The organism is Pectobacterium araliae, assembly GCF_037076465.1.
Lineage (GTDB): Bacteria > Pseudomonadota > Gammaproteobacteria > Enterobacterales > Enterobacteriaceae > Pectobacterium > Pectobacterium araliae.
This window is the reverse complement of sequence record NZ_AP028908.1, coordinates 2138024-2151260: the sequence shown is the minus strand read 5'-3', so window position 1 is coordinate 2151260 and position 13237 is coordinate 2138024. Positions and strand designations below refer to the sequence as shown.

Annotated in this window: 12 protein-coding genes; 11 read left to right on the top strand and 1 reads right to left on the bottom strand. The window is 46.7% G+C overall.

The features are described from left to right. Window positions 1-74 precede the first annotated feature (74 nt). The 10 genes from kduD (at window position 75) to AACH44_RS09680 (ending at window position 11526) form a co-directional block, all read left to right on the top strand. Window positions 75-836 carry a 2-dehydro-3-deoxy-D-gluconate 5-dehydrogenase KduD gene (kduD, locus tag AACH44_RS09725; protein ID WP_261847551.1) on the top strand — a complete coding sequence of 254 codons (762 nt, stop codon included), beginning with the start codon at window positions 75-77 and terminating at the stop codon, window positions 834-836. 272 nt (window positions 837-1108) lie between these two features. Then, entirely contained in the window at window positions 1109-2740 is a 1632-nt protein-coding gene (gene pelW / locus AACH44_RS09720) for a pectate disaccharide-lyase PelW (protein WP_261847552.1), read from the top strand. 46 nt (window positions 2741-2786) lie between these two features. Continuing rightward, window positions 2787-3677, top strand: coding sequence for a carbohydrate ABC transporter permease (locus tag AACH44_RS09715; RefSeq protein ID WP_039286676.1), 891 nt, complete (start codon window positions 2787-2789; stop codon window positions 3675-3677). Next, the gene (locus AACH44_RS09710) at window positions 3670-4575 is read left to right on the top strand and encodes a carbohydrate ABC transporter permease (protein WP_261847553.1); all 906 of its coding nucleotides are present in this window, start codon (window positions 3670-3672) and stop codon (window positions 4573-4575) included. Before AACH44_RS09715 ends, AACH44_RS09710 begins: the two co-directional genes overlap by 8 nt. A gap of 13 nt (window positions 4576-4588) precedes the next feature. Then, window positions 4589-5716 carry an ABC transporter ATP-binding protein gene (locus AACH44_RS09705; RefSeq protein ID WP_261847554.1) on the top strand — a complete coding sequence of 376 codons (1128 nt, stop codon included), beginning with the start codon at window positions 4589-4591 and terminating at the stop codon, window positions 5714-5716. Between the two features lie 15 nt (window positions 5717-5731). Beyond that, window positions 5732-7021 carry an ABC transporter substrate-binding protein gene (locus AACH44_RS09700; protein WP_261847555.1) on the top strand — a complete coding sequence of 430 codons (1290 nt, stop codon included), beginning with the start codon at window positions 5732-5734 and terminating at the stop codon, window positions 7019-7021. A gap of 247 nt (window positions 7022-7268) precedes the next feature. Beyond that, window positions 7269-7991, top strand: a complete 723-nt coding sequence (locus tag AACH44_RS09695; protein ID WP_261847556.1) for an oligogalacturonate-specific porin KdgM family protein — start codon at window positions 7269-7271, stop codon at window positions 7989-7991. A 334-nt stretch (window positions 7992-8325) separates the two neighbouring features. Continuing rightward, window positions 8326-9282: a pectin acetylesterase PaeX gene (gene paeX / locus AACH44_RS09690; protein ID WP_261847557.1), complete on the top strand. Its 957-nt coding sequence runs from the start codon at window positions 8326-8328 to the stop codon at window positions 9280-9282. A gap of 99 nt (window positions 9283-9381) precedes the next feature. Then, entirely contained in the window at window positions 9382-9957 is a 576-nt protein-coding gene (locus AACH44_RS09685) for a metal-dependent hydrolase (protein ID WP_261847558.1), read from the top strand. A 174-nt stretch (window positions 9958-10131) separates the two neighbouring features. After that, the gene (locus tag AACH44_RS09680; RefSeq protein ID WP_261847559.1) at window positions 10132-11526 is read left to right on the top strand and encodes an L-cystine transporter; all 1395 of its coding nucleotides are present in this window, start codon (window positions 10132-10134) and stop codon (window positions 11524-11526) included. Between the two features lie 169 nt (window positions 11527-11695). On the opposite strand, the gene osmE is transcribed toward AACH44_RS09680, so the two are convergent. Continuing rightward, complete coding sequence (osmE, locus tag AACH44_RS09675; RefSeq protein WP_261847560.1) at window positions 11696-12028, bottom strand: osmotically-inducible lipoprotein OsmE; 333 nt, start codon at window positions 12026-12028, stop codon at window positions 11696-11698. A gap of 225 nt (window positions 12029-12253) precedes the next feature. Here osmE and nadE point away from each other — a divergent pair, with 225 nt between their 5' ends. Next, a complete protein-coding gene (nadE, locus tag AACH44_RS09670; protein WP_261847561.1) occupies window positions 12254-13078 on the top strand; it encodes an ammonia-dependent NAD(+) synthetase in 825 nt (274 codons plus the stop codon). The last annotated feature ends 159 nt before the right edge of the window (window positions 13079-13237 follow it).

Here is a 13237-nt window from a genome sequence, read left to right as displayed (position 1 = left end):
ACCGGAATTACCGGTGTTCCCTACAGTAACAGCTAACGACTAAGTATTTTGTCGCTTACAGAGAGATTATAGATATGATTTTAAATTCTTTTGATTTGCAAGGTAAAGTTGCTCTTATCACTGGTTGTGATACCGGTTTGGGTCAGGGTATGGCTATCGGTCTGGCGCAAGCAGGTTGTGATATCGTCGGCGTCAACATCGTTGAACCGAAAGACACCATCGAAAAAGTCACCGCACTGGGACGTCGTTTCCTCAGCCTGACTGCTGACATGAGCAATGTATCTGGTCATGCCGAACTGGTAGAAAAAACCGTTGCTGAATTTGGCCACGTTGACATTCTGGTCAACAACGCCGGTATCATTCGTCGCGAAGATGCTATCGAGTTCAGTGAGAAAAACTGGGATGACGTTATGAACCTGAACATTAAGAGCGTTTTCTTTATGTCTCAGACCGTTGCGCGCCAGTTTATCAAACAAGGTAAAGGTGGCAAAATCATCAACATCGCTTCTATGCTGTCCTTCCAGGGCGGTATTCGCGTACCTTCTTACACCGCATCAAAAAGCGCCGTTATGGGTGTGACCCGTCTGTTGGCCAACGAGTGGGCAAAACACGGTATCAACGTCAACGCGATTGCTCCAGGATACATGGCAACCAACAACACTCAACAGTTGCGTGCCGATGAAGATCGTAGCAAAGAAATTCTGGATCGTATCCCTGCGGGTCGTTGGGGTTTACCACAGGACCTGATGGGCCCATCCGTCTTCCTGGCATCCAGCGCATCTGACTACATCAATGGCTACACGATTGCCGTTGACGGTGGCTGGTTGGCTCGCTAAGCATCATTTGTCTTAGCGGCATTTCGCCAACCTGCGATAAAAAGCACAATTTCGGTTGTGCTTTTTATTTATTTTTCAAGTTGTTATTTTGTTTCTCATCATTCTTTCTCCTGCCTAAATCCTTTCTTAAAAAAAATCAAAACAACGTTCCGACTTTGATCACACTTTAGAGATTGCGTGCATGACGACAAGGTTAATAGCGCAATATAATCAATCAAAACAGTGTTTCTATTTATAAGGAACTGTTCCACGGTTCCATAAGAAGGTACTCCATGAGTATTTTTGAAAACTTATACACCAGCAAGAAATCGCAGCTCGACGAATGGGTTGCAGCGCTTGATAGCCACATAACTTGCGTACAGGATAAAGGTCGCAGCCAGACTCAACCAACGCCGTTATTAGCCGATGGCTTTGATGTAGAAAATTATGCGCCTGTAGTATGGCAATTTCCCGATGGACATAGCGCACCTATTTCTAATTTTGCCAGCCAGCAAAATTGGCTAAGAACACTGTGTGCTATGAGCGTCGTTACCGATAATGATAGCTATCAACAGTACGCTATCGCACAAAGCGAATATTTCCTGGAACACTTTGTTGATGATAATAGCGGCCTGTTCTACTGGGGCGGTCACCGCTTTATTAATCTGGACACATTAGAAGGTGAAGGGCCAGAATCCAAAGCTCAGGTGCATGAATTAAAGCATCACCTGCCTTATTATTCGCTGTTACAGCATGTTAATGCGGAAAAGACGCTGAATTTCTTTCAGGGTTTCTGGAACGCGCACGTTGAAAACTGGGAATCATTGGATTTGGGTCGTCATGGCGATTACAGCAAAAAACGCGATCCTAATGTATTCCTGCATAGCCGTCATGATGTCGTCGATCCAGCAAAGTGGCCTGCTCTGCCATTAACGAAAGGATTGACGTTTGTTAATGCTGGCACGGACCTGATTTACGCCGCATTCAAATACGCAGAATACACCGGCGATAGTCATGCCGCAGCCTGGGGTAAACACCTTTATCGCCAATACGTTCTGGCTCGTAACCCAGAAACCGGTATGCCTGTGTATCAGTTCAGCTCACCGCAGCAGCGTCAGCCTGTGCCGGAAGACGATAACCAAACGCAGTCCTGGTTTGGCGATCGTGCCCAACGCCAGTTTGGTGCTGAGTTCGGCGAAATCGCGCGTGAAGCTAATGTGCTGTTCCGTGATATGCGCCCACTGCTAATTGATAATCCACTGGCAATGCTGGATATCCTCCGCACCCAACCTGATGCTGAAATGCTGGATTGGGTCATCTCTGGATTAAAAAATTATTATCAATATGCCTACGATGTCACTAGCAATACGCTGCGTCCGATGTGGAACAACGGTCAAGACATGACAGGTTACCGTTTTCAACGCGATGGCTATTACGGCAAAGCGGGAACAGAATTAAAACCGTTTTCATTAGAAGGCGATTATTTATTACCACTGGTTCGTGCTTATCGTCTGAGCGGCGATGAAGATCTGTATGCACTGGTTAACACCATGCTGACACGGCTGAATAAAGAAGAGATTCAGCACATTGCTAGCCCGCTACTGTTGTTGACCGTTATCGAGCTGGCCGACCACCAACAATCAGAATCCTGGGCACATTACGCCGCGCAGTTGGCGAGCGTTCTGTTTGAACAACACTTCCATCATGGCTTGTTTGTTCGCTCTGCACAGCATCGTTATGTTCGTCTGGATGATACTTATCCGCTGGCTTTACTGACTTTCGTTGCCGCTTGTCGCAACAAATTAAACGCTATTCCACCGTTCTTGACGCAAGGTGGATATGTTCACGGTGATTTTTGCGTTAACGGGGAAAATAGAATTGTTTATGACGTGGAGTTAATTTATCCAGAGTTATTAGCGGATTAAATTTTATATTTTTTTAATGATTCACAATTACAAATAGGTAAGCATTATGAATGAAAACAGAATGCTGGGGTTAGCCTATATCTCCCCCTATATTATAGGGCTGATAGTTTTTACCGCTTTCCCCTTTGTTTCGTCATTTATCCTCAGTTTTACTGAGTATGATTTGATAAATCCACCTGAATTTACGGGACTAGAAAATTATCACCGTATGTTCATGGAAGATGATCTCTTTTGGAAATCAATGGGCGTTACCTTTGCCTATGTATTTCTGACCATTCCATTGAAATTAATCTTCGCACTGTTAATTGCGTTTGTACTTAATTTCAAATTGCGTGGTATCGGTTTCTTCCGTACTGCTTACTATGTGCCTTCTATTCTGGGCAGCAGCGTGGCAATCGCCGTTCTGTGGCGTGCACTGTTCGCTATCGATGGGTTGTTAAACAGCTTCCTTGGCGTGTTTGGCTTTGATGCCATCAACTGGCTGGGCGAACCGTCTCTGGCACTGATGTCGGTAACGCTGTTGCGCGTATGGCAGTTCGGTTCCGCGATGGTTATCTTCCTGGCTGCATTACAGAACGTTCCGCAGTCTCAGTATGAAGCGGCGATGATCGACGGTGCATCCAAATGGCAAATGTTCCTGAAAGTAACGGTACCACTGATTACGCCTGTTATTTTCTTTAACTTTATCATGCAGACCACTCAGGCATTCCAGGAGTTTACGGCACCTTACGTCATCACTGGCGGTGGCCCAACGCACTACACCTACCTGTTCTCGCTCTATATCTATGATACAGCGTTCAAGTATTTTGATATGGGCTATGGTGCTGCACTGGCATGGGTTCTGTTCCTGGTTGTTGCGGTATTCGCGTCTATCTCCTTTAAGTCGTCGAAATACTGGGTGTTCTACTCCGCTGATAAAGGAGGAAAAAATGGCTGACATGCATTCAAACCTGACTACAGCACAAGAAATTGCCGCTGCAGAAGTACGCCGTACATTACGTAAAGAGAAACTCAGTGCCGCCATCCGTTACGTGGTTCTGCTGTTCGTTGGCTTGCTGATGCTTTACCCACTGGCGTGGATGTTCTCAGCGTCGTTCAAACCGAACCATGAGATCTTCACGACGTTGGGCCTATGGCCAGCACATGCCACTTGGGACGGTTTCGTTAACGGTTGGAAAACCGGTACGGAATATAACTTCGGTCACTACATGATTAACACTTTCCAGTATGTGATTCCGAAAGTGGTTCTGACCGTTATCTCCTCGGTGATTGTGGCTTATGGCTTCGCTCGCTTTGACATTCCGTGGAAGAATTTCTGGTTTGCCACGCTGATTACCACCATGCTGCTGCCAAGCACCGTACTGTTGATTCCACAGTACCTTATGTTCCGTGAAATGGGCATGCTGAACAGCTATCTACCACTGTATTTGCCGCTGGCGTTTGCAACACAAGGGTTCTTTGTGTTCATGCTGATCCAGTTCCTGCGTGGTGTACCACGTGATATGGAAGAAGCCGCCCAGATCGATGGCTGTAACTCCTTCCAGGTGCTGTGGTATGTGGTCGTGCCGATTTTGAAACCAGCCATCATCTCTGTTGCGCTGTTCCAGTTCATGTGGTCAATGAACGACTTCATCGGTCCGCTGATTTATGTCTATAGCGTGGATAAATATCCGATTGCGCTGGCGCTGAAAATGTCTATCGACGTGACTGAAGGCGCTCCGTGGAATGAAATTCTGGCTATGTCCAGCATCTCCATTCTGCCATCCATTATTGTTTTCTTCCTGGCACAGCGTTACTTCGTACAAGGCGTGACCAGCAGCGGAATTAAAGGTTAATAGAGGATTTATCATGGCTGAAGTTATTTTCAACAAACTGGAAAAAGTATACACCAACGGCTTTAAAGCGGTTCATGGCATCGACCTGACCATTAAAGACGGTGAATTCATGGTTATCGTCGGCCCGTCTGGCTGTGCGAAATCAACAACGTTGCGTATGTTGGCGGGTCTGGAAACCATCAGCGGTGGTGAAGTTCGCATCGGTGAACGTGTTGTTAACAATCTGGCGCCGAAAGAGCGTGGGATTGCGATGGTGTTCCAGAACTACGCGCTCTACCCTCACATGACGGTAAAAGAGAATCTGGCGTTTGGTCTGAAGCTGAGCAAATTGCCTAAAGAGCAAATTGAAGCTCAGGTAGCTGAAGCGTCCAAAATTCTGGAACTGGAAGACCTGATGGATCGCCTGCCGCGCCAGTTGTCTGGGGGTCAGGCACAGCGTGTGGCAGTAGGCCGCGCCATCGTTAAAAAGCCAGATGTGTTCCTGTTTGACGAACCGTTATCAAACCTGGATGCCAAACTGCGTGCCTCCATGCGTATCCGTATTTCCGACCTGCATAAGCAATTGAAGAAAAGCGGTAAAGCAGCAACAACGGTATATGTTACCCACGATCAGACTGAAGCCATGACCATGGGTGACCGTATCTGCGTGATGAAACTCGGTCACATCATGCAGGTCGATACACCGGATAACCTGTACCACTTCCCTGTCAACATGTTTGTTGCTGGCTTCATTGGCTCACCAGAAATGAACATTAAGCCGTGCAAACTCGTCGAGAAAGACGGTCAGATTGGCGTTGTTGTGGGTAATAACGCGCTGGTGTTAAATGCTGAAAAACAAAATAAAGTGCGCAGCTATATCGGACAAGACGTATTCTTCGGCGTTCGCCCAGATTATGTTTCCGTGTCAGATACACCATTTGAAGGCAGCCACTCACAGGGTGAGCTGGTTCGCGTAGAAAACATGGGTCATGAATTCTTTATGTACATTAAAGTCGATGGCTTTGAATTAACCAGCCGCATTCCTTATGACGAAGGTCGGCTGATTATCGAGAAGGGACTGCATCGTCCAGTATATTTCCAGTTCGACATGGAAAAATGCCATATTTTTGATGCAAAAACAGAAAAAAATATCTCTCTTTAACAGGAGTAGTAACCGATGAAAAAAGCGATCCTACACACGTTAATAGTTTCATCTCTGGCATTAGTAGCAATGCCATCTTTAGCCGCTGATAATGTGGAATTGAGAATGTCCTGGTGGGGCGGCAATGGCCGTCACCAGCAGACGCTCAAGGCCATTGAAGAGTTCCATAAGCAGCACCCAGAAATCACTGTGAAGGCGGAATACACTGGATGGGATGGTCACCTGTCTCGTCTGACCACACAGATCGCCGGTAACACTGAGCCAGATGTGATGCAGACCAACTGGAACTGGTTGCCAATTTTCTCTAAAAACGGCGATGGTTTTTATGATCTGAACAAGGTTAAAGATTCTCTGGATCTGACGCAGTTTGATTCAAAAGAACTGCAAAACACCACGGTTAACGGCAAATTGAACGGCATTCCAATTTCTGTTACTGCGCGTGTGTTCTACTTCAACACCGAAAGCTGGAAAAAAGCAGGTCTGGAATATCCGAAAACGTGGGACGAGCTGCTGAATGCCGGTAAAGTGTTCAAAGAAAAACTGGGCGACCAATACTACCCTATCGTGTTGGAACACCAGGATTCTCTGGCATTGCTGAACTCTTACATGGTTCAGAAATACAACATTCCCGCTATTGATGTAAAAGGTCAGAAATTCGCCTATACCGATGCACAATGGGTTGAATTCTTTGGCATGTATAAGAAACTGATCGACAGCCATGTCATGCCTGATGCGAAATACTATGCTTCTTATGGTAAGAGCAACATGTATGAGATGAAGCCATGGATCAATGGCGAGTGGTCTGGTACTTACATGTGGAACTCCACCATCAGCAAGTACTCTGACAACCTGCAACCACCAGCGAAACTGGAATTGGGTAATTACCCAATGCTGCCAGGCGCGAAAGATTCTGGTTTGTTCTTCAAACCTGCACAGATGCTGTCTATTGGTAAATCAACCAAGCATCCTAAAGAATCTGCTCAGTTGATCAACTTCCTGCTGAACAGCAAAGAAGGTGCTCAGGCACTGGGTCTGGAGCGTGGTGTACCGTTGAGTAAAGCCGCTGTGGCTCAGTTGACTGCAGATGGCATCATCAAAGATGATGCACCAGCGGTTGCCGGGTTGAAATTGGCGCTGTCTCTGCCGCATGACGTTGCTGTTTCTCCTTATTTCGACGATCCGCAAATCGTTTCTCTGTTTGGTGATACCATCCAGTCTATCGATTATGGTCAGAAATCTGTTGATGACGCAGCGAAATACTTCCAGCGTCAATCTGAGCGTATTCTGAAACGCGCAATGAAATAATGTAGCACTCGATTTACTCTGTCATTCATCCCTGCCGCACCGTCGGCAGGGATTTTTCATTTAAATTAAAACATCCGCTATATTCAATTCGATCTCACTCACAATTTGAAACCCAATTTTACTTTTTGTTACTCAAGACGATCTCGATCACAGAACGTAATTTAATAATAAATAGAATAGAACTTGTCCCAAAAATCATAATGCGTGTTTTTATTAAGCGACTTCCTAACCAGTAGGGAATATAACAATGAAATTTAAATTATTAGCTCTGGCAGTTACGTCATTAATTAGTGTAAATGCAATGGCCGTAACCATCGATTACCGTCATGAAATGAAAGATACACCAAATAGAGATCACCGAGATCGTTTATCAATATCTCACCGTTTTGACAATGGCTTTGGTCTTTCAGCCGAAGCAAAATGGCGTCAAGCAAGTAACGAAAACACGCCAGATAAACCATTTAATGAAACCGTCAGCAACGGTACCGAAGTGGTTGCCAGCTATGTATATAAAATTAATAAAATTTTCCAAGTTGAACCTGGTTTCTCTTTAGATTCAAGTTCGACCTCTAACAATTACCGCCCTTACCTGCGTGGACGTGCAGCGGTCACTGATGATTTCTCCGTTTCTTTCCGCTACCGTCCATACTATTTAAGAAACAGCGGGCTTAATATTGGCAAACCAAACAGTGACCCTTCTGTTGAAAAAGGCTACAACTTAACAACAGTATTAAGTTATAAATTCCTGAAAGACTTCCAGGTTGATTATGAATTAGATTATAAAAAAGCCACCAAAGCAGGAAAAACACTTTATGATAATGACAATGATAACTTCGATCATGATGTAAAGCTTTCCTATAAGTGGGATAAAAACTGGAAACCATACACTGCTATTGGTAACGTAGCTCAAGATGGAAAAACAGACCATCGTCAAACTCGTTTCCGCGTTGGTGTGCAATACAGCTTCTAATAACAGCCTTGTTATTTAACTAAGTGTTATTAGTTAGCGGAAGGGATGTTATTTTTAATTGTTTATTTACTTTTATTTTTAACATCCTTTTATTACGCTGTCCGTTGTTGGTTAAGTTAGTTACGTTTCTTTGTTACATGCGTTCGAGTTAACTATGTTTTAGTTACATGCGTTTTAGCTGTTGCAATTGCTGTGTCTGATTTACCCTCTTCGTGTATGAATGTTATTTCTTTATTAAATTTTGCGGTTCAGGGTAGTCATTTTTTCTCCGATGTAATGGCTACCCTATTTTTTATCATCGCCCACCCCCTTTCCCTTTGTCAGGTGATCTATCATGATTGTTCGTTCTCTGCTTGTCGGAGCCATTATGATGTCTGTAAATGGATTAAGTTACGCCCAACCTGTTTTTCCTGTCTGGCCACACGGCGATGCACCGGGAGCTTCTTCTTCAACGGTACAGCCGCAACTGGTTGAGCGAAGCAAAGATCCCTCCCTTCCCGACCGTGCAGCAACTGGGATTCGCAGCCCCGAGATTACCGTTTATCAGGCAGAGAAACCCAATGGCATGGCATTGCTCATCACACCTGGTGGTTCTTATCAACGCGTCGTGTTGGACAAAGAAGGCAGTGATCTGGCACCGTTCTTTAACCAGCAGGGTTACACACTTTTCGTAATGACCTATCGCATGCCCGGTGAAGGCCATAAAGAAGGCGCTGATGCCCCACTGGCCGATGCTCAGAGAGCAATAAGAACACTGAGAGCCAATGCGGATAAGTGGCACATCAACCCACAGCGTATCGGCATCATGGGATTCTCTGCCGGTGGTCACGTTGCCGCTAGTCTGGGAACCCGATTCGCACAATCCGTTTACCCCGCGATAGATGCCATTGACAGCGTAAGCGCACGTCCTGACTTCATGGTGTTAATGTACCCCGTGATTTCCATGCAAGCCAATATTGCGCACACCGGTTCACGTAAACAATTAATCGGCGAACAGCCAACGGAAGCGCAGGTGATCCGTTATTCTCCAGAGAAGCGGGTTACGGCTCAAACGCCCCCTACATTTCTGGTACATGCCGTTGACGATCCGTCAGTCTCGGTTGATAACAGTCTGGTCATGTTTAGCGCTCTGAGAGGGGAGAAAATTCCGGTTGAAATGCATCTCTTTGAGAACGGTAAGCACGGCTTCGGTCTGCGCGGTACAAAAGGGCTTCCCGCAGCAGCATGGCCTCAACTGCTGGACAATTGGCTGCAAGCTTTGCCCCTAGAACCGTCCAAAACCGCACCGTAATCGAGGTATAGCGTAATAAATCGTTACGCTGTCACCGCTTCCGTAGGCAGAGATAATCTCTTATACTGTATAAAATAACAGTTTTATTTGAGATGTTTCATGACTGCGGAAGGACACCTGCTTTTTTCTGTTGCCTGCGCGATTCTGGCTAAAAAAGTTGAGTTATCGCCAGCGCTGGCTACCGGAGATTGGTGGCACATTATCCCTGGAGCACTCCTTACCGCGCTGCTACCCGATATCGATCACCCAAAATCCGTTTTAGGACAACGCCTGAAGTGGCTTTCTACACCTATTGCGCGGCTTTTTGGTCACCGAGGATTTACTCACAGCTTCCTTGCTATCGCTACAGGTGTTTTCTTTATTCAGACGCGCTTACCACCGAGTTGGCCGATTCCGACTGATGCCTACCATGCCATGATCGTCGGTTATCTTAGCCATATTCTCGCCGACATGTTGACCCCCTCTGGCGTTCCCCTACTCTGGCCCTGCCGCTGGCGTTTCCGCTTGCCAATTTTAAACAGCCAAAAAGGTAATCAACTAGAGCGTTTCCTGTGTCTTGCCTGTATCGGTTTTTCGCTGTATCAACCGCAAAAAAATCTGGATTGTTGCACCTACGAACAGTCATTTCGCTTCTTACAGTCCGCGCAGACATACTTTTCTCAATACGTGAAATAGCGGTTTTATCTGCTACGACGTCGTCTAGGTAACGCGATGACAAAAGAACTGCTATTCTGTGCCCGTTTGTTATTTCTTATCGCGAAAAATCAGGTTTTGCCATCAAACAGCCCAGTTGTGTGCGTTTGTGGCTAACGTGATATAGCGCGATTCACTGATAGGGAGAAAGACCAGATGAATTTTCCGCTACTTATAAATATTTTGTTATTTATCGCATTACTGCTCGGGTTAGGCTATGCCAGCCGCAATCCATCCTGGAGCCTGGCAAAGAAGGTATTGCTGGGTTTGGTTGTTGGGGTGCTATTTGGTCTGGCGCTGCATCTGATTTATGGCGGCGACAATCCGGTCGTTAAGCAGTCCATCTCATGGTTTAACATCGTTGGTAATGGTTATGTTCAATTGTTACAAATGATCGTGATGCCGCTGGTATTTATCTCCATTCTCAATTCCGTAGCCAAACTGCATAATGCCTCATCATTAGGGAAAATCAGCGTTTTAACGCTTTCCACGTTGTTGGTCACCACGCTGATTTCTGCGCTGGTCGGTGTTTTCGTCACCAATCTATTTGGCCTGACGGCAACCGGATTGGTACAGGGTGCGCAGGAAACCGCGCGATTAACGGCTATTGAAAGCAACTATGCGGGTAAAGTCGCTGACCTTAACGTTCCTCAGCTTATCCTGTCATTTATTCCTAAAAATCCGTTTGCCGAACTGACTGGCGCTAACCCAACGTCTATCATCAGCATCGTCGTCTTCGCCGCTTTCCTTGGCGTTGCGGCGCTACAATTGCTGAAAGATGATGCAGTGAAAGGCGAACGTGTGTTAACCGCCATCGACACGCTGCAATCCTGGGTAATGAAACTCGTTCGCCTGGTGATGAAGTTAACCCCTTACGGTGTCATGGCGCTAATGACCAAAATGGTTGCTAGCTCTAACCTGCAAGATATCCTCAAACTCGGTAGCTTCGTTGTTGCATCCTATCTGGGACTGGCAATAATGTTCGGCGTCCATGCACTGATTTTGTCTTTCACCGGAATCAATCCGGCGCGTTTTTATCGCAAAGTCTGGCCGGTACTGACATTCGCATTTACCAGCCGTTCCAGTGCGGCAACCATTCCACTCAGCATCGAAGCGCAAACGCGTCGCATCGGTGTGCCGCAATCTATCGCCAGCTTCGCGGCGTCTTTTGGTACGACAATCGGTCAAAACGGCTGTGCTGGACTTTACCCAGCGATGCTGGCCGTGATGGTCGCACCGACGGTGGGAATCTATCCCCTGGATCCTGTCTGGATTGCAACGCTGGTCGGTATTGTCACCATCAGCTCGGCTGGTGTAGCCGGTGTGGGCGGTGGTGCTACCTTTGCCGCGTTAATCGTTTTACCCGCGATGGGGTTGCCAGTCACGCTCGTTGCTTTGCTGATCTCCATTGAGCCGCTTATCGATATGGGACGTACCGCGCTCAACGTTAGCGGATCGATGACGGCGGGCACCGTCACCAGCCAGTTGATGAAGCAGACGGATAAAACGGTTTTTAACGCACAGGATGACGCTGAATTGACGCACCGCTAAGCCACGCTTGCTGCACAAAAGAAAACGCCGACAGCATCTACCGTCGGCGTTTTCTTTGTGACGGACATCCTTGTCCGTCACCCTACGAGCCGTTGCTACGCAACGTTGAAAAACGTTCCCTACGTTTTTTATGACGCGTTTCTAATAACGATATCGTGCCATCGGCTAGTTAGCGCTGCGGGTTAGTATCGTAAGCCTGGCAACTTTGGAAGCCTTTATTCAGCACATGACCCGTGTCGTTGTAACTCACGAAATAGTTCTGTGCCGTTCCATCACGGTTTTTCAGCAGATAATCGCTACAGGTTCCTTTGGCATTCACCAGCCGTTTCTCTGTACCGCCGATCCCCGCAACCTGATGAACCTGCTGCTTCGTCATTCCTACTTTCACATCTTTCACCACAGGCTCATTGACATAGCTTTCTGCTTTGTTATAAGCCGAACATCCCGCCAACATGACAGCACCCGCTGCCGCAATACATACCAGTAATCTGTTATTCTTCATTTCATCACCTCATATTAATGGGTCACTCTAAGGCTAGTCGGCAGCGACCACTTTTTCAAATCATAACGCAGGGATGTAACCTATTGGCCGATAGTCAAAAACGGGTTACCTATAGGGAAAATGACTACCTGACAGCTTGTCCTTTTTCTTCACGTCGATTCGTTTTACACTCAAGAAATCGTAATAATTCTTTTGCAGTATCAATAAGTTCAGGAGGGAGATGGCATGTCATTACAAAACGACATTATCACTGCGCTGGGAGTGAAAAGCAGCATCGATCCAGCACAGGAAATCCGTGTTAGCGTTGATTTTTTAAAGAATTATCTGAACGCGCACCCGTTCGTTACGTCGTTAGTGTTGGGTATCAGCGGTGGTCAGGATTCTACGCTGACTGGCAAACTGTGCCAGATGGCTATCACGGAATTACGCAATGAAACCGGAAATTCTCGCTATCAGTTCATCGCCGTGCGCCTGCCTTACGGCGTGCAGGCAGATGAAGCCGACTGTCAGGATGCCATCACCTTTATCCAACCCGATCGCGTATTCACCGTAAATATCAAGCCAGCTATCGAGGCCAGTGAAGCCACCTTACGTGCCATTGGCGTAACGCTTTCCGATTTTGTCAAAGGCAACGAGAAAGCCAGAGAACGCATGAAAGCGCAATACAGCATCGCAGGCATGAATGCCGGGCTTGTCGTCGGCACCGATCATGCGGCAGAGGCAGTAACGGGCTTTTTCACCAAATACGGTGATGGCGGTACCGATATCAACCCGATTTTCCGACTGAACAAGCGACAGGGCAAAGCGCTGCTGCGCGAACTTGGCTGCCCTTCTCATCTTTATACCAAAGCCCCAACGGCCGATTTGGAAGAAGATCGTCCTTCCCTTCCTGATGAAGTTGCACTGGGCGTGACCTATGAAAAGATCGACGACTATCTGGAAGGTAAGCAGATCGACGCTAACGATGCGACCACGATCGAGAACTGGTATCGCAAAACTGAGCACAAGCGTCGTCCACCGATTACCGTGTTTGATGACTTCTGGCAGTAAACCATTGCGATAAACACCACCGGACGCTAGCAATGGCGTCCGGCTCGACCTTGATCCCTTTTGTACGCATTTTATAACACCGTCACTCATTCAAGTGGCAGGGAAAAATGTTAGCATTTTGAACAATCTGAAGCGTTGGTTCATCAGGGATGAACCATG

Coding starts and splice junctions, on each gene's coding strand:
- kduD (WP_261847551.1), top strand. CDS start 75: ATGATTTTAAATTCTTTTGATTTGCAAGGTAAAGTTGCTCTTATCACT.
- pelW (WP_261847552.1), top strand. CDS start 1,109: ATGAGTATTTTTGAAAACTTATACACCAGCAAGAAATCGCAGCTCGAC.
- AACH44_RS09715 (WP_039286676.1), top strand. CDS start 2,787: ATGAATGAAAACAGAATGCTGGGGTTAGCCTATATCTCCCCCTATATT.
- AACH44_RS09710 (WP_261847553.1), top strand. CDS start 3,670: ATGGCTGACATGCATTCAAACCTGACTACAGCACAAGAAATTGCCGCT.
- AACH44_RS09705 (WP_261847554.1), top strand. CDS start 4,589: ATGGCTGAAGTTATTTTCAACAAACTGGAAAAAGTATACACCAACGGC.
- AACH44_RS09700 (WP_261847555.1), top strand. CDS start 5,732: ATGAAAAAAGCGATCCTACACACGTTAATAGTTTCATCTCTGGCATTA.
- AACH44_RS09695 (WP_261847556.1), top strand. CDS start 7,269: ATGAAATTTAAATTATTAGCTCTGGCAGTTACGTCATTAATTAGTGTA.
- paeX (WP_261847557.1), top strand. CDS start 8,326: ATGATTGTTCGTTCTCTGCTTGTCGGAGCCATTATGATGTCTGTAAAT.
- AACH44_RS09685 (WP_261847558.1), top strand. CDS start 9,382: ATGACTGCGGAAGGACACCTGCTTTTTTCTGTTGCCTGCGCGATTCTG.
- AACH44_RS09680 (WP_261847559.1), top strand. CDS start 10,132: ATGAATTTTCCGCTACTTATAAATATTTTGTTATTTATCGCATTACTG.
- osmE (WP_261847560.1), bottom strand. CDS start 12,028: ATGAAGAATAACAGATTACTGGTATGTATTGCGGCAGCGGGTGCTGTC.
- nadE (WP_261847561.1), top strand. CDS start 12,254: ATGTCATTACAAAACGACATTATCACTGCGCTGGGAGTGAAAAGCAGC.